This window comes from Metabacillus arenae, assembly GCF_014773385.1.
GTDB classification, from domain to species: Bacteria; Bacillota; Bacilli; order Bacillales; family Bacillaceae; genus Metabacillus_D; species Metabacillus_D arenae.
Genome location: NZ_JACXAI010000007.1, coordinates 15,011 through 34,239, shown reverse-complemented (window position 1 = coordinate 34,239; position 19,229 = coordinate 15,011). Strand labels below are relative to the sequence as shown.

Here is a 19,229-nt window from a genome sequence, read left to right as displayed (position 1 = left end):
TATATTTAGAATGGAAGAATCTCGAAAAGGTCTTTTTATCACGCTCTTTAAGGCAAGTAAAACCACTTTTCAAAAGAGTAGGATAAACATCCCATAAAAATACGGAAAAAAGGAACACACTTAAGAGCACATCTTCCTGATGTTTTCGTCTGGATGATCTTTAGGACCGTTATGGGTTTCTTAGACAGGGACTTACCGGCATTCTTTTGCAGAAGGTTACTAACATATTTTCCGAGCTAAAACACCTCACTGAAAGAAGATTTAGTTTTATGCTATGAAGGTGTGGTTCTGTTCCCACCCAATGGAATCTAACAAATTTGAGAACTTATTAGAAGGGACGTAAAAAGGAATGTTTTCACAAGCTACATTGTTTTTAGTAGTCTTATTAGGTATCGGGCTTATCGCGAAAAACCAGTCGCTTATCGTTGCGGTTGCCGTTTTATTAATTATTAAGGCAGTAGGGCTTGATTCAAAGATTTTTCCTGCTCTTCAGTCAAAAGGAATTAATTGGGGTGTTACTGTTATTACAATTGCCGTACTAGTTCCGATTGCGACTGGAGACATAGGATTTAAACAGCTTGGCGAGGCAATGAGATCTTTTTATGCATGGATTGCCTTAGGGGCAGGAATAGTAGTGGCCCTTATCGCTAAAAATGGTTTAACCTTGCTTTCGGAAGATCCTCATATAACTACTGCATTAGTATTTGGTACTATTTTGGCTGTTGCTTTATTTAATGGAGTTGCAGTAGGACCATTAATCGGAGCAGGAATTGCTTATTTGGCCATGCAAGTAATTAAATATTTTGCGTAATATAACTTTTTAAGTTAACATAAGAATATGGGAAAGAAACAAGACAGAGTAAAAGAAGTATTTTCTCTTAAAATATCATTTTTCTAACAAATTTAATTTAATCCGATCCTTTCCATTCACAAAAATCTGATAATTGTTTATAATGAAAATGGGTTAGTTAATAGCCCCATTCTCAGCATGAAGGTCACAATGTTTCATTCCCTTCTTTGTGACTATTTCATTAACTAAAAATGTAAGCATTTTCTTTTAAATAAGTAAGAAAAATTTAAATGCTTCTTAATTGAGCATGCGCTCAGGTCACCTCAAATTAGTAAAAATAGAAAGGATCTTCTGTACATTCCTTCCTTTTATTCAATTGAAATGATAACCTGTATAGGGGATTACATTACGTAAAGGAGAGAAAATTATGACAACAACACGAGGTCTTGAAGGGGTAGTTGCAACTACATCCTCCGTAAGTTCGATTATTGACGACACACTTACATATGTCGGATATAATATTGATGACTTAGCAGAAAATGCTAGTTTTGAAGAGGTCATCTATTTGCTATGGCATCGTAAACTGCCGACAAAGTCAGAGTTAAAAGAAATTAAAGAACAGTTAGCGGAAAATGCGACTCTTCCAAAAGAAGTGATTGATCATTTTAAATTTATACCTGTTAATAGTGTTCACCCTATGGCGGCAATACGGACAGCTATTTCATTGTTAGGATTGTTCGATGAAGAAGCAGATGTAATGGAAACTGAGGCAAATTATCGAAAAGCGATTCGCCTTCAAGCCAAGCTTCCTTCATTAGTAACAGCATTTGCTCGAATTAGAAAAGGACTAGAGCCCGTTGAACCTAAGGCAGATTTTGGATTCGCGGAAAACTTCCTTTATATGTTAAAAGGGAAAGACCCATCACCAATCGAAGTAGAAGCATTTAACAAAGCGCTTGTTCTGCATGCAGATCATGAATTAAATGCATCAACTTTTACCGCAAGAGTATGTGTGGCAACCTTATCTGACGTCTATTCTGGTGTTACTGCAGCAATCGGTGCTCTCAAGGGTCCATTACATGGGGGCGCTAACGAAGCAGTAATGAAAATGCTATCGGATATTGGGGAAGTTGAAAATGCTGAGGAATATATTAGAGAAAAGCTCGCAAACAAAGAAAAGATCATGGGATTCGGGCACAGAGTGTATCAACAAGGAGATCCTCGTGCAAAACATTTGCGAAAAATGTCAGAAAAATTAACCAACTTAACAAATGAGTCGAAATGGTACGAAATGTCTGTTAAAATTGAAGAGATTGTGACATCAGAAAAACCTCTTCCTCCAAATGTTGATTTCTACTCGGCTTCTGTTTATCACAGCTTAGGTATTGATCATGATTTGTTTACTCCGATCTTTGCTGTGAGCCGTGTATCAGGTTGGCTTGCTCATATCCTCGAACAATATGAGAACAACCGCCTAATCAGACCACGCGCAGATTACACTGGTCCTGACTTGCAGGCTTACGTACCTATAAGCGAACGCGGGTAAAAGCGGGCAGAAGTGAGGTAGGGTGAGGTTAACGATCCTTTATGTTAACCTCTTTCAATTGGGTTTGAAAGAAGGAAAGGGAACTATCTTGTCCGACTTTGCGAATTGGACATGCTAATGATGAATCGGAGTATTAGCAAACTTTATTACATAATTTCAGGAGGTATTTATCGTGACACAAGGAGAAAAAATTTCTGTAAAAGACGGAGTTCTAAACGTTCCAAATCAACCAGTTGTTCCTTATATTGAAGGAGATGGCATCGGTCCTGATATTTGGGCTGCAGCCTCTCGTGTAATAGAAGCAGCTGTAGAAAAAGCTTATAATGGTGAAAAGAAAATTGTGTGGAAAGAAGTATTAGCTGGTGAGAAAGCTTACAACCAAACTGGCGAGTGGCTTCCATCAGAAACATTAGACGTGATCCGTGAATATTTTATTGCCATTAAAGGTCCTTTAACAACACCAGTAGGCGGAGGAATTCGTTCTTTAAATGTAGCACTCCGCCAAGAATTGGATCTGTTCACTTGTTTACGTCCAGTTCGTTATTTTACAGGAGTGCCTTCACCTGTTAAACGTCCTGAAGATACGGATATGGTAATTTTCCGTGAGAATACGGAAGATATTTATGCGGGTATTGAATATGCAGAAGGCTCTGAAGAAGTTCAAAAGCTTATTCAATTCCTGAAAAACGAAATGGGTGTTAACAAAATCAGGTTCCCTGAAACATCAGGAATCGGAATTAAGCCTGTTTCTTCAGAGGGTACAAAGCGTTTAGTAAGAGCTGCGATTAACTATGCAATTGAGCATGGTCGCAAGTCCGTAACTTTAGTTCATAAAGGCAACATCATGAAGTTTACAGAAGGAGCTTTTAAAAACTGGGGCTATGAACTAGCTGAAGAGGAATTCGGCGATAAAGTATTCACATGGGCAGAATATGATAGAATTGTTGAAAATGACGGCAAAGATGCTGCAAACAAAGCTCAATCCGATGCAGAAGCAGCTGGGAAAATCATTGTGAAAGATTCGATTGCAGATATTTTCTTGCAGCAAATCTTGACTCGTCCTCGTGAGTTCGATGTTGTGGCAACAATGAACTTAAACGGAGACTATATTTCAGATGCACTTGCTGCTCAAGTAGGTGGAATCGGTATTGCACCTGGTGCAAACATTAACTATGAAACAGGGCATGCAATTTTTGAAGCAACTCATGGAACAGCTCCTAAATACGCAGGTCTTGATAAAGTAAACCCTTCATCTGTCCTTCTTTCAGGTGTTTTAATGCTTGAACATTTAGGATGGAATGAAGCTGCAGAGCTTGTTATTAAATCTGTAGAAAAAACAATCGAGTCTAAAGTTGTAACTTATGATTTCGCTCGTTTAATGGACGGCGCTACTGAAGTGAGATGTTCTGAATTTGGGGACGAACTAATTAAGAACATGGGGTAATCCGTAATTTAAGGCAAACAAGGGCTGTTTCTAATAAACAGCCCTTTATATGAGTACATATAAGACTAAGGGGATGTAATAAATGGGAAATAGACGTAAAAAGGTTTCAGTTATTGGTGCTGGTTTTACTGGTGCAACAACGGCTTTTCTTTTAGCGCAAAAGGAACTATCTGATGTAGTCATTGTTGATATTCCTCAAATGGAAAACCCAACAAAAGGGAAGGCACTGGATATGCTTGAAGCAAGCCCTGTTCAAGGCTTTGATGCTAATATTACAGGCACATCAAATTATGAAGATACTGCCGAGTCTGATATTGTCGTTATTACAGCGGGAATTGCTAGAAAACCTGGTATGAGCCGTGATGATCTCGTCCAAACGAACGAAAAAATTATGCGCAGTGTTACAAAAGAAATTGTGAAATACTCACCAGATTGTACAATTGTCGTATTAACGAATCCAGTAGATGCGATGACCTATACAGTATTTAAAGAATCAGGATTTCCAAAACATCGTGTAATTGGACAATCAGGTGTACTTGATACAGCTCGATTCCGTACATTTGTTGCACAGGAATTAAATCTTTCAGTTAAAGATGTAACAGGTTTTGTGTTGGGCGGACATGGGGATGATATGGTTCCTTTAGTACGTTACTCTTATGCCGGCGGAATTCCTCTTGAAACATTAATTCCTAAAGACCGCTTAGAAGCTATTGTGGAAAGAACACGCAAAGGCGGCGGCGAGATTGTAAACTTATTAGGTAATGGATCAGCTTATTATGCTCCTGCTGCTTCCCTAGTAGAAATGGCAGAAGCTATCCTTAAAGATCAGCGCCGTGTAATTCCGGCAATCGTATATCTAGAAGGAGAATACGGTTTTGATGGAATTTATTTAGGAGTTCCGACCATTCTTGGTGGAAATGGTTTAGAGCAAATCATTGAATTAGAATTAACAGAAGATGAAAAATCAGCACTTGAAAAATCTGCTGAATCTGTTAAAAATGTCATGAAAGTATTATCTTCTAATTAATTTTAAAACTTTACTGGGGTTCAGGCAGCTGGGCCCCATTACTTATAAATAGATATGTAAGCGATTACAATTAGAGGTGAGCTTTACATGCTATTAGGCAAAAAAAGAAAACTAGGTCGCCAAATTGGGGAAATAACAACAGGCGAGACGTTAACATTAACAGAAAAAATTGAGGATAAGGACTTGCTTCTTTACCTAGGTTTAACCGATGATGCAAATCCTCTTTATATTCAACATAATTATGCCTCACTTACTCCGTATAAAAAGCCAGTAGTCCCGGCAATCATGCTAACAGGAATTATTTGTTCAGCTGTCTCAAAATATTTACCTGGCCCAGGGAGTTATATTTTAGAGCAAAATCTTGCATTTCTAAAACCGATTTTTCATTATACTATGGTTGAATATCAGTTTGAAGTAAAAGAAGTTGATCAAGATCAAAATATTATTATTATTGAACTAGTTGCTCTAAATGAACAGAAAGAGCAGGTCATAAAAGGATCACTCACAGTACAGCCACCATGTCAAATAGAATGCAAAGATGGGGATGCATTAGATAATTTTTAAATATCATCAAAACCTGTTACCTTTTTTGAGGTATCAGGTTTTTTTAGAAAGATAAGAATGATTTTGTACCAAGTTTTCGTGTCTAGCTCCAGCGCCTAGCCTGGCGAGGTCATAAGCCGCAAATAAACACCTTCATTTCATTTGCGTCTTAGCTTGCCCTAGGCTGACCAAGACGCTTGCGCTTTTCTTATTCCGGTACCTGGTACCGGATGGATTTTTTCTGTAAAATTAACAAAACATAAGAAAAAATTGTCGAAGGAAGTTGCATTCGGTAGAATAGAATTATAAAGAAATTAGATCGATTGGTTTTCGAAAGATGATGGTTGGGAAAAAAATTTTCTGGAGGCATATATGAGTAAAAAGATTTTAGTTGTTGATGATGAACAATCTATTGTTACTTTGTTGCAATATAATTTAGAGCAAGCTGGTTACCAGGTAGTAACTGCAATGGATGGAGAAGAAGGGATTGCAAAAGCAATTGAGGAAACACCTGATCTCATGGTGCTGGATTTAATGCTTCCTAATTTGGATGGCATTGATGTATGTAAGCAACTGCGTCAGCGGAAGGTTTTAATTCCTATCCTAATGTTAACTGCTAAAGATGATGAGTTTGATAAAGTGCTCGGACTTGAGCTTGGTGCAGATGACTATATGACAAAGCCTTTCAGTCCAAGAGAGGTTGTCGCTCGTGTGAAGGCTATTTTAAGAAGAACGGTTACTTCATCACAAAATGAATCTGGGGAAGAAATTGATATTTCTGAAAGAATAATTATTGGGGATTTGAAAATTCTTCCTGAACATTATGAAGCCTATTTTGAAAAAGAGCGGTTAGATTTAACACCTAAAGAGTTTGAGCTTTTAGTTTATTTAGCAAAAAACAAAGGCAGGGTATTAACAAGAGATCAGCTTTTGAGTGCTGTTTGGAATTACGACTTTGCAGGTGATACAAGAATTGTTGATGTCCATATCAGCCATTTAAGAGATAAGATAGAGAGAAATACAAAAAAACCTGTTTATATAAAAACGATCCGGGGCTTAGGTTATAAGCTTGAGGAGCCCAAAATGAATGAATAAGTTTCGTTCCCGTTTACTATTTGCACTAATCACACTTATTATTTCCGTTCTAGTAGGTCTTGGATTATTATTAGGACAAATTTTCAATAGTTTTTATATTAATACGTTTAAAGACAGAATGGCAAAAGAGGTAAAACTAATTAGTATTATAATAAAGGACAAGGGGATTCAATCTAAAGAACTTGAGCCTATTTTGGAGGAAGCAAGCGAAACACTAAATTCACATTTAACAGTGATTAACTCAGAAGGGGACATATTACAAAAAGCTGGCAACTTTAAACATAATGATGAAAGATTAATAAATAAAGTTTTGAAGGAATACCCAGATCGAAAAAGAGGCTTTGAAATTGTAGAAGAGGATGAAAAGGTATTCTATTACGGGTTCCCTATTTTAAATGGAAATGAGCACGAGGGTTTTTTACTCGCTAGTTCTCCGGTAGAATCGATTATGAAAACCAACCAGCAAATATGGGGTGTTTTGATAGCGAGTCTTGGGCTTGCACTTGTATTGATCCTGCTACTTGGTGTAAGGATCACGTCGCAATATACAAGGCCAATTGAGTCTGCCACAAAAGTAGCAATAGAACTGGCAAAAGGAAATTATAAAGCAAGGACCTATGAAGACCATTTAGATGAAACTGGGATGCTGAGTCAATCCATAAATATTTTAGCCAGAAATCTTCAGGATATGACAAGAGCGCAAGAAATGCAGCAAGATCGTCTGCAAACATTAATTGAAAATATGGGAAGCGGTTTGATTTTAATAGATGGAAGAGGCTATATAAATTTAATAAACCGCGCTTTTAAAGAAACATTTGGTGTACATGCAGGTGATCTGCTATTTAAAATTTATTATGATGCATTTGAGCATTCTGAAATCATTGAGATTGTAGAAGAAATTTTTATGACAGAGGTAAAAGTAAGAAAACAGCTTCACATTCCATTGGAGATTGAGAGACGGCACTTTGAAATATATGGAGCGCCTATTATTGGGATTAATGACGAATGGAAAGGGATTGTTCTAGTTTTTCATGATATTACGGAGCTGAAAAAATTGGAACAAATGAGAAAAGATTTTGTGGCAAACGTGTCCCATGAGCTAAAAACACCTATTACTTCAATAAAGGGCTTTTCTGAAACATTATTGGATGGGGCAATGGATGATAGGAAAACTTTGGAATCATTTTTATCGATTATTTTAAAAGAAAGTGATCGTCTACAATCTTTAATTCAAGATTTGTTAGATCTTTCAAAAATTGAGCAACAAGGGTTTGAGTTAAATATACATAAACTAGATTTACCTGAATTACTTGAAGAAGTTGTTCTTATGCTTCAACACAAAGCTGACCAAAAAGAAGTAGAGCTTATTTTAAATATCAAAATGAAAGAAGTCATTATCCATGGTGATATCCATCGATTGAAGCAAATTTTTATTAATTTGATAAACAATGGCATCGCTTATACGCCAAAAGGCGGATCAGTTACCATTAGCGTTACTAGTGAAAGTGATGAAGCTAAAATTGAGGTATCAGATACAGGAATAGGGATAAGAGAAGATGAAGTTCCAAGAATCTTTGAACGCTTTTATCGTGTTGACAAAGCGAGAAGTCGTAACTCGGGGGGAACGGGTTTAGGTTTAGCTATTGTTAAACATTTAATTGAAGCACATAAAGGGAAAATTATGGTAAATAGCAGTGTTGGACAAGGCACAACCTTCACTGTTTTACTAAAAAAGTTCTTGAATGAAGATTAGTTTACATTTAATTTACATACACTTTATGCTAGCTTAAAAAAGTGCTGTTAATATAATTAGTGAAAACCCCTTCATCCAAGGAGCCAATCTTTAGGACGAGAACTTCGTGTTCTTGTCCCTTTTTTTGTTGTTTCAGAAGTTAAATTGATTAAAGTATTACCGCATTAAAGTTAATTAGCGTTGTCCAGCTCCGACCGCCATCGGATGGCAGTAAAGGAAGAATCAATGCTCGTTAAGTCCAATTAATGCGAATGAAGAACTTTAATGATAGAAGTTTCACTTTATTTCCAATCATTCTTTTGTTTAGATCAGACAAACTAAAGTTGTTGAAGAATAACTATCTAAGGAGAATGATGAAATGAAAAAAAGTAACCCTTTTCTTTTTGCTGTCATCCCCTTGTTGGTAACAAGTTTTATTACAGGGTGTGCTAATAATGATACAGCCCTTGATACAACGAGAGATGATCAAGCGAAAACCGATCAAATAAAGAAGGTCAATAATGGTTATTTAACTGTTGAAAAAAATGGGTATCATACGGATACACCGAGTAACAATACACGAAATATTGGCTTTCAAATGAATCAAAATCAGCAAAATGGGCAAGTTCCAAACAATTTTTTACAAGGGGATATACAGCAGCGAATTCCAGGTCAACAGGAACCAGAAACACAAATGCCGGCTCCTGATCAAGCACCTGATCAACTACCTGACGGGCAGCCAGACCAAACCCCTGATCAAGGCCAGGGACAATTACCAAACCAACAGCCGGGTCAAGGGCAAGCACCAGAACAGGGTCAAGGGCAGGAGCAGCAACCTAATGAAGGGCAGAACATGGATGCAGCTGAGAAACAAGTGATTGATCTAACGAATGCTGAAAGAAAGAAAAATGGCTTATCTCCCTTATCTGCGGATAATTCTTTAGCAAATGTTGCTCAAAAAAAATCTGATGATATGAAGAAGAATAACTATTTTTCTCATAACAGCCCTACTCATGGATCCCCGTTTGAGATGATGCAAAATCATGGTGAGGATTATCAAACGGCAGGCGAAAATATTGCTCAAGGACAACAAAGTCCTGAAGAAGTTGTAGATGCTTGGATGAAAAGTCAAGGACACCGTGAAAATATTCTAAACGGAGATTTTACTCATATTGGAATTGGATACACACAAGATGGTCATTACTGGACCCAAATGTTTATAGGAAAATAAAGTAAATTGAAACCGGCAAAGCCGGTTTCTTTTTGTTGTCAGGTAAGAATGTTTAAGTTAATTAAAGTATGAACGTGATAAAGAGTGGTATCATTGTCTATCTCCGAGCGCCATTGGCCCTTTGAATGTGCAACTATTTCAATGCCGGGTAAATAAAATAATATGGAAAGCCAAGTAATTAATTTAGAAACCCTCGTAATTGCGTTGTATGGATATCTATTGACTCCTCTCCAAGCGTTATGCCTGCAAGCAGCATTCTTCTCAGATAGTTGTATTTTGTGCCAGTCAGACCACTTCAAAACGCCCTTACCTTCATTTCGATATCACCCTTTCCCTAAGAGCCCATATTTTCCATACGGTCCATACTTTGATAGAATAAAGGAGGATTCAACATTCTTTTGACAGTTTAGGAGGTCTACCCCCGTGACAAAAAAATTAGTACTTATAGATGGAAATAGTATCGCCTATCGTGCTTTTTTTGCATTGCCACTATTAAATAATGACAAAGGTGTACATACAAATGCGATTTATGGATTTACGATGATTTTAATGAAAATTTTGGAAGAAGAACAACCTTCCCATATCCTAGTTGCATTTGATGCAGGAAAAACAACGTTTAGGCATAGTACATACAAAGAATATAAGGGAGGGAGACAAAAAACTCCACCCGAATTATCCGAGCAATTTCCCTTCATTAGAGAGCTCCTGGATGCCTACAATGTTTCAAGGTATGAGCTGGAAAATTATGAAGCAGATGACATCATTGGCACGCTTTCAAAAAAAGCAGAGGCAGATGGTTTTAATGTAAAAGTTATTTCAGGAGACAAGGATCTCACTCAGCTTGCAACTAAAAATGTAACAGTTGATATTACAAAAAAAGGAATTACTGATGTGGATTCATATACTCCCGCCTTTATTAAAGATAAATATGGAATAAACCCTGAGCAGATCATTGACATGAAAGGTTTAATGGGAGATAGTTCAGACAATATTCCCGGAGTTCCGGGTGTCGGGGAAAAAACAGCCATTAAATTACTAAAGGAATATGAAACAGTTGAGGGGCTGATTGAGTCTATTGACAAGGTAAACGGAAAAAAATTAAAAGAAAAATTAGAAGAAAACAAAGATCTGGCGATTATGAGTAAGGAGCTGGCAACAATCAACTGTGAGGCTCCAATTGAAATAGACCTTCCTGATATTGAATACAACGGCTATGAAGTGAAAAGTGTTGCAGGTGTGTTCAAAGAATTAGGATTTAATTCTCTTCTTGATAAAATAGGTGAGGAGCCTGATGAAGAGCTGCAGACCTTTGAAAATATTACCTATGAAATTGCGGAAGAAATTACGAATGATATGCTGGCTGAAGAATCTGCACTTGTCGTTGAAATGCCTGATAGCAGTTATCATAGCGGTGAAATAATTGGACTCGCAATCGTTAATGAAAATGGGAACTATTATGTTCCAACCGAGCTTGCTTTTGGCTCAGAAAAGTTTAAAGAGTGGGCAGCAAATGAAACTAAGAAAAAGATTGTTTTTGATGGAAAGAAGTCAATTGTTTCTCTTAGATGGCAAGATGTTTGTTTAGAAGGGGTGGAGTTTGATGTCTTAATTGCCTCTTATATTATTAATCCTTCTGCTTCGTTTGACGATGTAGCAAGCGCAGCAAAAGCACAACAGGTTACTCTCGTGCAAACAGATGAAGCAGTTTATGGAAAAGGTGCTAAGCAGAAGATTCCAGGTGTAGAGGGCCTAAGCGAGCATTTAGTACGAAAAGGAATAGCATTATCTCAATTGAAGGATAAACTTGATAAAGAATTAGAAAAAAATGAACAGCGAGAGCTGTTTTATGAATTAGAAATGCCCTTGGCGGTGATTTTAGCAGATATGGAAGCGACAGGTGTAAAGGTTGATCTGCAAAAATTAAAGGATATGGGGCAAAGCCTTGCTGAGCAGCTGACAAAGCTGGAAGAAAAGATCCATGAGCTCGCTGGTGAGAAGTTTAATATTAACTCACCTAAGCAGCTAGGTGTCATTTTATTTGATAGATTAGGTTTGCCTGTCATCAAGAAAACCAAAACAGGCTATTCAACTTCTGCCGATGTATTGGAAAAACTGGCTGAAAAACATGAGATTGTAGAACAAATCCTGCACTACCGTCAGCTTGGGAAGCTCCAATCTACTTATATTGAAGGGCTTTTAAAAGTTATTCATCAGGATACAAATAAAGTTCACACGCGTTTCCAACAGGCACTCACTCAAACTGGCCGCTTAAGCTCAACAGACCCGAATTTGCAAAATATACCGATCCGGCTTGAAGAAGGCAGAAAAATTCGCCAAGCTTTTATTCCTTCAAAAGAAGATTGGGTCATATTCGCAGCAGATTATTCGCAAATTGAACTTAGAGTTCTAGCTCATATTGCTGAGGATAAAAATCTGATGGAAGCATTCAAAAATGATATGGATGTTCATACAAAAACGGCGATGGATGTCTTTGGTGTCAAAAAAGAAGAAGTTACTTCCAATATGAGAAGGCAGGCGAAAGCCGTTAATTTCGGTATTGTATATGGGATAAGTGATTATGGCTTATCTCAAAGTCTTGGTATTACCCGCAGTGAAGCAGGTGAGTTTATTAAACGATATCTTGAAAGCTTTGAGGGTGTAAAAGAATATATGGAAGATATTGTTCAGGAAGCGAAGCAGAATGGTTTTGTAAAAACACTTCTGCATCGCCGCAGATACATTCCTGAGATTACGAGCAGAAACTTTAATCTTCGAAGCTTTGCTGAAAGAACAGCGATGAACACACCTATACAAGGAAGTGCTGCAGACATCATCAAAAAAGCTATGATAGACATGGCAGAACAATTGGAAAAACAGAAATTAAAATCGAAATTATTACTCCAAGTCCATGATGAATTAATTTTTGAAGCACCGAAGGATGAAATTGAAAAACTGGAAAAGCTTGTACCAGAAGTAATGGAGAATGCAGTAAAATTAAACGTCCCACTTAAAGTGGACTATTCTTATGGACCTTCATGGTATGATGCGAAATAAAGTTAAATTTCCGTCAGTAGATGGTTCTTCTCTATACTCAAGGTTAATCGAAGGCCCATAAGTTGGGACACAGAAGAAGAAGCTTTTAGTCTGTGTCCTTTTTTTCGGAAAAGTTTGCGAAAACAGCCAAAGATAAAGGATGTGTATTCGATGCCAGAGCTGCCAGAAGTGGAAACAGTCAGAAAAACTCTTGTTGAACTTGTAAAAGATAAAGTGATTGCAAATGTATTTGTACATTGGCCCAAAATAATTAAACATCCTTTGGAAATAGAGCAGTTCCAGGATGCACTAGTTGGCCAAAGAATTTTAGATGTTGGACGCCGAGGAAAGTTCTTGAAATTTTATTTAGATAATTTTGTGCTTGTTTCTCATTTAAGAATGGAAGGCCGGTATGGCTTCTTTGGCGAGTCTGAGCCGGTAGAAAAACATACCCATGTCATTTTTCAATTCACCGATGGAACAGAACTTCGATATAAGGATGTCCGTAAGTTTGGGACGATGCATCTGTATAAAAAGGGAGAAGAAGACACTGTACTCCCTTTATCACAACTTGGACCAGAGCCCTTTGATCCAGAATTTACGTTAGACTTCTTGAAAATGAAGCTGTCGAGAACAAATCGAATGATAAAAACGGCTCTTTTAGATCAAAAGGTGATGGTTGGGCTTGGCAATATATATGTCGATGAAGCTCTATTCCGTGCAGGCATTCACCCTGAAAGGCCTGCTAATCAATTATCTTGCCAAGAATTAGAGCTGTTGCATCAAGAGATTATTTTTACTTTAAAAGAAGCTGTCAATCAAGGCGGGAGCACGATTCGTTCCTATATAAATTCCCAAGGGCAAATTGGGATGTTTCAGCTGCAGCTTTTCGTGTACGGACGAACAAATGAACCATGTAAAAATTGCGGTTCCATTTTAACAAAGACCGTGGTTGGCGGAAGAGGAACTCATTATTGTTCCACTTGCCAAAAATAATGTAAAGCTTCTAACCAGTGCCGGTTTTATCATCTCGTACTTATTGGTAGTTAAACCAATTGGACCTTTAAGGACATACTGCTCGTTTAAGAGTGGGATTAAATTGGATATTTACCCTGTGCAATAACATCTTTTGGGCACCCCTCATATAATGGGTTAGCAACCTAGAAGAGAAAGGGGCAGGGGAATGATTCAAACGATCTCACTAGTATTATTAGCGTTTGCGGTAAGTCTCGACAGCTTTTCAGCTGGATTAACATACGGGTTGAGAAAACTTCGCCTTCCGTTTAAGTCAATCTTTATTATTGCATGCTGTTCAGCGGTTACAATGCTCCTGGCAATGGTCTTTGGCAACCTATTAACATTGCTGTTACCACCTTCCATCACAGATAAAATTGGAGGTTTTATTTTAATTCTCATCGGCTCTTGGGTTTTATATCAGTTTTTCAAGCCGCCCCAAGAAACAGTTGATAATGAGGAAAAAACAATTGTTAAGCTGGAAATAAAGTCTATAGGTATTGTTATTAATATCTTAAGAAAACCGACTGCTGCAGACATTGATAATTCAGGTGTTATAAACGGCATTGAAGCTCTGCTTTTAGGGTTAGCGCTATCATTAGATGCTTTCGGAGCGGGGATTGGAGCAGCCATGCTCGGTTATTCCCCATGGATCATGAGTATAACCGTAGCATTCATGAGTTCTGTCTTTGTCTTAATAGGCATCCAATCTGGAAGGTGGCTATCGAAATTTATGTGGATTGATAAGTTTTCCTGTTTGCCCGGAATTTTGCTGATTATGATAGGAATATGGAAATTATAGATAGGAGGCCCTTTTCATGACACTTGTCATTGGATTGACTGGTGGAATAGCTAGTGGAAAAAGTACTGTATCTGCCATGTTTCAAAAACTAGAGATACCAGTTATTGATGCTGACCTCATTTCCAGAGAAGTCGTGGAGATTGGCAAACCTGCATATGAACAAATTATCTCATCTTTCGGCGATGGTATCATACAAAGAGATGGATCTATTAATCGAGAATTACTAGGTTCAATTATTTTTAAAGACGAAAACAAAAGACTGCAATTAAACCAAATTGTTCATCCTGCTGTCAGAGAGGAAATGCTAAGGCAAAAGGGAGCGGCGATAAAGAATAAAGAAGCAGCTGTTGTTCTTGACATCCCTCTTTTGTTTGAAAGCAAACTCACCTCTTTTGCAGATGTCATCCTTTTGGTATATGTTGATGAAGCTATCCAATTGAAAAGGTTAATGAACCGGAATCATTTATCAAAGGAGGATGCCCTGCTGCGAATTAAGTCGCAAATGCCTTTAAAGGAAAAGGTACCGCTTGCCGACGCAGTTATCGATAACAACGGGACAATCAGCTCGTCTGAAAAGCAGCTAAAAGAACAATTAATAAAATGGAATGTGCTGTAAATGCTATTTTTCTTAAAGAAAGATAGCATTTTTTATTTTATTTGCAGAAAAAGACGGATTAAGGATTCCGTTTTAAAGGTAATGTGATATACTAATTATATAATAATGAAAATAAGTATGACACATAGTTTGAAAGGGGATCTATAATGAAGGCTAATATTGCAATTAATGGTTTTGGACGGATAGGAAGAATGGTTTTTAGAAAAGCAATTACCGAGGATAATCTAAATATCGTTGCGATAAATGCCAGCTACCCAGCTGAAACGTTAGCACATTTAATAAAGTATGACACAAATCATGGGAAGTTTGATGGTGAGGTAATTGCAGAGGAACAGCACCTCATTGTAAACGGAAGGAAAATAAAATTGCTTAATAATCGCGAACCAAGGCTTCTGCCTTGGCTAGAATTCGATATAGATATTGTTATTGAGGCAACTGGGAAATTTAATTCTCGTGATAAAGCGATTGCACATATTGAAGCAGGCGCAAAAAAAGTTATTTTAACAGCCCCGGGGAAAAATGAGGATGTCACAATTGTAATGGGTGTGAACGAGGAAGTTCTTAATCTTGAAGAGCATATGATTATTTCAAATGCCTCATGTACGACAAACTGTCTAGCTCCTGTTGTAAAAGTATTAGACGAGCAATTCGGTATAGAAAATGGACTGATGACAACGGTTCATGCTTACACGAATGACCAGAAAAATATTGATAATCCACACAAAGATCTACGGCGTGCCAGAGCTTGCGCTCAATCCATAATTCCTACTACTACTGGTGCAGCCAAAGCATTATCATTAGTTTTACCTCACTTAAGAGGAAAACTGCATGGTATGGCTCTTAGAGTTCCAACTCCAAACGTGTCGCTGGTGGATTTGGTGGTAGACGTTAAGAGGGAAGTAACAGTAGAAGAGGTGAATCATGCGTTTATGCTAGCAGCAAACAGCTCCATGTATGGCATCATTGAATATACGACAGAGCCTTTAGTATCTATTGACTTTAATACAAATCCCCATTCGGCGATTATAGATGGATTGTCTACAATGGTGATAGAAGGGTCAAAGATAAAAGTGCTTGCTTGGTATGATAATGAGTGGGGTTATTCCTGCAGAGTAGTCGATTTAGCAAAGCATGTAGCTGCTAAGATGGAAAGGCTGTCTGCGGTATAATTACGCAGGTACCAGGTACTCGCGGTTCCAGGAACCGCGAGTACCTGGTACCTTTTTTTATGATAATAAAAAAGTGTATTGCAAAATAATCTTAAACAAAGTATACTATTTTTCGTGAACTTCTTATTGGCACGGTAATGCAACTACTTAAAGGGTTAGGACCTCTTTGGACTAACTTTCCCCCGTGGTAGTCAACCATACCATGATGCAAAGAGTTCATTCGTTGAATATTTTGTAAAAGGGGGATCCATGAATGGAAACTATGGGACGTCACGTAATCTCTGAATTATGGGGATGTGATTTTGATAAGTTGAATAACATGGAGTTTATTGAAAAAACATTTGTTAATGCTGCGTTAAAATCAGGTGCTGAAGTGCGAGAGGTCGCTTTTCATAAATTTGCACCTCAAGGAGTTAGCGGGGTTGTTATCATCTCTGAATCTCATCTAACAATTCACAGTTTTCCTGAGCATGGCTATGCAAGTATTGATGTTTATACCTGCGGGGATTTAAATCCGAATATCGCAGCTGACCACATTGCTGAATCACTGGGAGCTCAAACACGTGAGAATATTGAAATCCCGCGCGGAATGGGGCCAGTTCATGTTAAACAAGCACAAGTAAAAGCACTTTAATAGATTGTAATATAACAAAGAGGTGTGAAGTTGATTCACACCTCTTTTGATTTCTGTGAAAATTAAGTATGATAGTAAATAGGATTAACTAAATAATCGGGAGCTTAGTGAAAAGGAGAGAAAAAATAGAATGGGTCTTTTACAAAATATTCAGCGTTTTTTTTCGACACATACGGAAACTTCAGAAAATCATCCAATAAGTGAATTGCGCAGCCATTATTATAAGGTAACAAATAAAAAAGCGATTGAAACCGTTCAAGAAGTTTTAAAGAGGACAGAAGGGTTTGAAGTAACCTCTGTGTCAGAAGAACGTGGGGAAATCAGCGTTAATGTTTTAAAGCCTAAAAAAGCATTGCTTATTGTAACGATAATTTCAGTAAGACCATTGGAAACAGCCGTTGATTTTTCTGTTTCAACAGATACCCCTTTGCCGACAGACTTTGGATATAGCAGAAAGTTAATTTCAACCGTTTACAATAAGTTAGACCGCGAGATGACCTTTGTCGGAACTGGTATTCATTCAAGCTAGCGGCTTGTTCGTTTTTTTTCTTTTCTATATGATAAAGGTATATCAACCTCGTGAAGAAACCTTAATGGAGTTGGTGTTATGAAATGCCCAACATGTCAAAATAATGGGACAAGAGTATTAGACTCTCGTCCTGTTGATGAAGGCAGAGCTATTCGCAGAAGGCGCGAATGTGAGGATTGCCAATACCGTTTTACGACTTTTGAAAAAGTAGAAGAGATTCCGCTCATTGTTGTTAAAAAGGAAGGGACCAGGGAAGAATTCAGTCGTGAAAAGATGTTAAGAGGGCTGATTAAAGCATGTGAAAAGCGTCCTGTAGCTTTAAAGCAATTAGAGGAAATTTCACACGATATTGAAAAGGAGCTCCGTAATCAAGGAGTTTCTGAGGTGAAAAGCGATTTAGTCGGTGAAATGGTTATGGATCGGTTAGCAAAAGTTGATGAAGTTGCCTATGTTAGATTCGCCTCGGTTTATCGTCAATTTAAAGATATTAACGTATTTATAGATGAATTAAAAGATTTGATAAATAAGGAACGGTAGTTTTTTCGTGAGAATTTTTATTATGGAACATTGAGGCTTGGAAGGTTGTAGAAGAATGGAATCACATTGGAATGAGCTTTTACCTGTCGATCGCTATATTGTTAGAAGTCAAGGAGTGCTTCAGGAGTTTGATCGCAAAATTTTAACCCTTTTATATCAGCCGCTGGTTGGATCAAAATGCTTTAGCTTGTATATGACCTTGTGGGGGGAGCTGGAACAGGATCGGCTCTGGGGAAACGAAACGACTCACAGCGGATTAATGGTCCTCATGCAATCTAACTTAAATGAAATTTTTAAAGAACGCCTAAAGCTTGAAGGAATGGGGTTACTTAAGACATTTGTAAAGCAGAACGGGGATGAAAAATTATATGTCTATGAATTAGCCCCTCCATTAAGACCTGATGTGTTTTTTAATGATGGTTTTTTAAATATATATTTATATAATCGGGTAGGAAAAACAAAATTCCAGCAACTAAAGAATTTCTTCTCTGACTTGACTGTTTCGCCAGATGTAAAAGAGGTGACGAGGGAATTTCACGAAGTGTTTAAATCCATACAGCCTTCAGAAATTATCCCTTCCAACGAGGCGAAGGACGATTTCGAAGTTCAGGATGGCAAAGAGTTTGTAAAGGATGATAGAAGGGAATCGGTTTTTTTAAAAGAAGATGTCTTTAATTTTCAATTATTCTTTTCAGGTCTTTCAGAGTCAATAATTCCAACGTCTTCTATTAAACCCAATATAAAAGAAACGATCAAAAAGCTTTCTTTCCTCTATGGGATAGATGCAATCCAAATGAAAAGTCTTGTCATGGATGCTTTAGAGGAAAATGATACAATTAATGAGGAGACGCTTCGTAAATCAGCACGGGACTGGTATCAGTTTGAGCATGGTTTAAAACTCCCAGACTTGGCGGATAAAGTCCAGCCGTTAAGGGAAAGAACAATTAATCGTACTGAAGGGTTAACTCAGGAAGAAGAGATGATTTATCAGCTGGAGACCATCTCTCCAAGAAAGTTTCTTCAAGACATTTCCGGCGGTGCTGAAGCTTCAATTGCAGACCTGCAGATTATTGAAGAGGTTATGTTTAAACAAAAATTGCACCCTGGAGTTGTGAATGTTCTCATTTATTATGTTTTCTTGAAAACAGATATGAAACTGACAAAGAGTTATGTTCAAAAAATTGCCGGACACTGGGCAAGAAAACAAATAAAAACGGTTCAGCAAGCTATGAATTTAGCTAAACAAGAACATAGACAGTATTTATCGTGGGCAGAAAACAAAACAAAGAACGGTCAGAACAGAAAGTCAATTCGAACAGAAAAACTTCCTGACTGGCTTAAACACGAAAAAGAAGAAAATAATCAAGAAAAGACTGAGATAAATCATGACGAATTTGAAAGAGAAAGAAAAAAACTTGCAGAAGAACTGAAACGATATGAAGAAATGAAAAATAAGAAGAAAAAAGGATAATAAGTAGGTGATTCTT

Annotated in this window: 17 protein-coding genes; all 17 read left to right on the top strand. The window is 37.5% G+C overall.

Annotation, left to right across the window (positions count from 1 at the left end; genetic code table 11):
* Positions 1 to 349: 349 nt before the first annotated feature.
* The 17 genes from IC621_RS07630 to IC621_RS07550 all read left to right on the top strand — a co-directional run bounded on the left by IC621_RS07630 (position 350) and on the right by IC621_RS07550 (position 19,213).
* Positions 350 to 811: a DUF441 domain-containing protein gene (locus IC621_RS07630; RefSeq protein ID WP_191157358.1), complete on the top strand. Its 462-nt coding sequence runs from the start codon at positions 350 to 352 to the stop codon at positions 809 to 811.
* A 406-nt stretch (positions 812 to 1,217) separates the two neighbouring features.
* Entirely contained in the window at positions 1,218 to 2,336 is a 1,119-nt protein-coding gene (citZ, locus tag IC621_RS07625; protein ID WP_191157356.1) for a citrate synthase, read from the top strand.
* A gap of 169 nt (positions 2,337 to 2,505) precedes the next feature.
* Entirely contained in the window at positions 2,506 to 3,780 is a 1,275-nt protein-coding gene (icd, locus tag IC621_RS07620; protein WP_318153018.1) for an NADP-dependent isocitrate dehydrogenase, read from the top strand.
* Positions 3,781 to 3,862: 82 nt separating this feature from the next.
* Positions 3,863 to 4,807, top strand: a complete 945-nt coding sequence (mdh, locus tag IC621_RS07615; RefSeq protein WP_191157352.1) for a malate dehydrogenase — start codon at positions 3,863 to 3,865, stop codon at positions 4,805 to 4,807.
* An 87-nt stretch (positions 4,808 to 4,894) separates the two neighbouring features.
* Positions 4,895 to 5,371: a MaoC/PaaZ C-terminal domain-containing protein gene (locus IC621_RS07610; protein ID WP_191157350.1), complete on the top strand. Its 477-nt coding sequence runs from the start codon at positions 4,895 to 4,897 to the stop codon at positions 5,369 to 5,371.
* 351 nt (positions 5,372 to 5,722) lie between these two features.
* Positions 5,723 to 6,445 carry a response regulator transcription factor gene (locus IC621_RS07605; protein ID WP_191157348.1) on the top strand — a complete coding sequence of 241 codons (723 nt, stop codon included), beginning with the start codon at positions 5,723 to 5,725 and terminating at the stop codon, positions 6,443 to 6,445.
* A complete protein-coding gene (gene pnpS / locus IC621_RS07600) occupies positions 6,438 to 8,198 on the top strand; it encodes a two-component system histidine kinase PnpS (RefSeq protein ID WP_191157346.1) in 1,761 nt (586 codons plus the stop codon). Before IC621_RS07605 ends, pnpS begins: the two co-directional genes overlap by 8 nt.
* Positions 8,199 to 8,556: 358 nt before the next feature.
* Positions 8,557 to 9,408 carry a CAP domain-containing protein gene (locus tag IC621_RS07595; protein ID WP_224752391.1) on the top strand — a complete coding sequence of 284 codons (852 nt, stop codon included), beginning with the start codon at positions 8,557 to 8,559 and terminating at the stop codon, positions 9,406 to 9,408.
* 423 nt (positions 9,409 to 9,831) lie between these two features.
* Complete coding sequence (gene polA, locus IC621_RS07590) at positions 9,832 to 12,462, top strand: DNA polymerase I (protein WP_191157344.1); 2,631 nt, start codon at positions 9,832 to 9,834, stop codon at positions 12,460 to 12,462.
* Positions 12,463 to 12,612: 150 nt separating this feature from the next.
* Positions 12,613 to 13,437 (top strand): DNA-formamidopyrimidine glycosylase, encoded by an 825-nt coding sequence (mutM, locus tag IC621_RS07585; protein WP_191157342.1) that lies wholly within the window; start codon positions 12,613 to 12,615, stop codon positions 13,435 to 13,437.
* A 190-nt stretch (positions 13,438 to 13,627) separates the two neighbouring features.
* Positions 13,628 to 14,257, top strand: a complete 630-nt coding sequence (ytaF, locus tag IC621_RS07580) for a sporulation membrane protein YtaF (RefSeq protein ID WP_191157717.1) — start codon at positions 13,628 to 13,630, stop codon at positions 14,255 to 14,257.
* Between the two features lie 16 nt (positions 14,258 to 14,273).
* Positions 14,274 to 14,873: a dephospho-CoA kinase gene (gene coaE / locus IC621_RS07575; RefSeq protein ID WP_191157341.1), complete on the top strand. Its 600-nt coding sequence runs from the start codon at positions 14,274 to 14,276 to the stop codon at positions 14,871 to 14,873.
* A 146-nt stretch (positions 14,874 to 15,019) separates the two neighbouring features.
* Positions 15,020 to 16,042, top strand: coding sequence for a glyceraldehyde-3-phosphate dehydrogenase (locus IC621_RS07570; RefSeq protein WP_191157339.1), 1,023 nt, complete (start codon positions 15,020 to 15,022; stop codon positions 16,040 to 16,042).
* A 253-nt stretch (positions 16,043 to 16,295) separates the two neighbouring features.
* Positions 16,296 to 16,676, top strand: a complete 381-nt coding sequence (speD, locus tag IC621_RS07565) for an adenosylmethionine decarboxylase (RefSeq protein WP_191157337.1) — start codon at positions 16,296 to 16,298, stop codon at positions 16,674 to 16,676.
* 130 nt (positions 16,677 to 16,806) lie between these two features.
* Positions 16,807 to 17,205: a cytosolic protein gene (locus IC621_RS07560; RefSeq protein ID WP_191157335.1), complete on the top strand. Its 399-nt coding sequence runs from the start codon at positions 16,807 to 16,809 to the stop codon at positions 17,203 to 17,205.
* Positions 17,206 to 17,283: 78 nt separating this feature from the next.
* Positions 17,284 to 17,742, top strand: coding sequence for a transcriptional regulator NrdR (nrdR, locus tag IC621_RS07555; RefSeq protein ID WP_191157333.1), 459 nt, complete (start codon positions 17,284 to 17,286; stop codon positions 17,740 to 17,742).
* Positions 17,743 to 17,797: 55 nt separating this feature from the next.
* A complete protein-coding gene (locus IC621_RS07550; RefSeq protein WP_191157331.1) occupies positions 17,798 to 19,213 on the top strand; it encodes a replication initiation and membrane attachment family protein in 1,416 nt (471 codons plus the stop codon).
* Positions 19,214 to 19,229: the final 16 nt, after the last annotated feature.

Coding starts and splice junctions, on each gene's coding strand:
- IC621_RS07630 (WP_191157358.1), top strand. CDS start 350: ATGTTTTCACAAGCTACATTGTTTTTAGTAGTCTTATTAGGTATCGGG.
- citZ (WP_191157356.1), top strand. CDS start 1,218: ATGACAACAACACGAGGTCTTGAAGGGGTAGTTGCAACTACATCCTCC.
- mdh (WP_191157352.1), top strand. CDS start 3,863: ATGGGAAATAGACGTAAAAAGGTTTCAGTTATTGGTGCTGGTTTTACT.
- IC621_RS07610 (WP_191157350.1), top strand. CDS start 4,895: ATGCTATTAGGCAAAAAAAGAAAACTAGGTCGCCAAATTGGGGAAATA.
- IC621_RS07605 (WP_191157348.1), top strand. CDS start 5,723: ATGAGTAAAAAGATTTTAGTTGTTGATGATGAACAATCTATTGTTACT.
- pnpS (WP_191157346.1), top strand. CDS start 6,438: ATGAATAAGTTTCGTTCCCGTTTACTATTTGCACTAATCACACTTATT.
- IC621_RS07595 (WP_224752391.1), top strand. CDS start 8,557: ATGAAAAAAAGTAACCCTTTTCTTTTTGCTGTCATCCCCTTGTTGGTA.
- mutM (WP_191157342.1), top strand. CDS start 12,613: ATGCCAGAGCTGCCAGAAGTGGAAACAGTCAGAAAAACTCTTGTTGAA.
- coaE (WP_191157341.1), top strand. CDS start 14,274: ATGACACTTGTCATTGGATTGACTGGTGGAATAGCTAGTGGAAAAAGT.
- IC621_RS07570 (WP_191157339.1), top strand. CDS start 15,020: ATGAAGGCTAATATTGCAATTAATGGTTTTGGACGGATAGGAAGAATG.
- speD (WP_191157337.1), top strand. CDS start 16,296: ATGGAAACTATGGGACGTCACGTAATCTCTGAATTATGGGGATGTGAT.
- IC621_RS07560 (WP_191157335.1), top strand. CDS start 16,807: ATGGGTCTTTTACAAAATATTCAGCGTTTTTTTTCGACACATACGGAA.
- nrdR (WP_191157333.1), top strand. CDS start 17,284: ATGAAATGCCCAACATGTCAAAATAATGGGACAAGAGTATTAGACTCT.
- IC621_RS07550 (WP_191157331.1), top strand. CDS start 17,798: ATGGAATCACATTGGAATGAGCTTTTACCTGTCGATCGCTATATTGTT.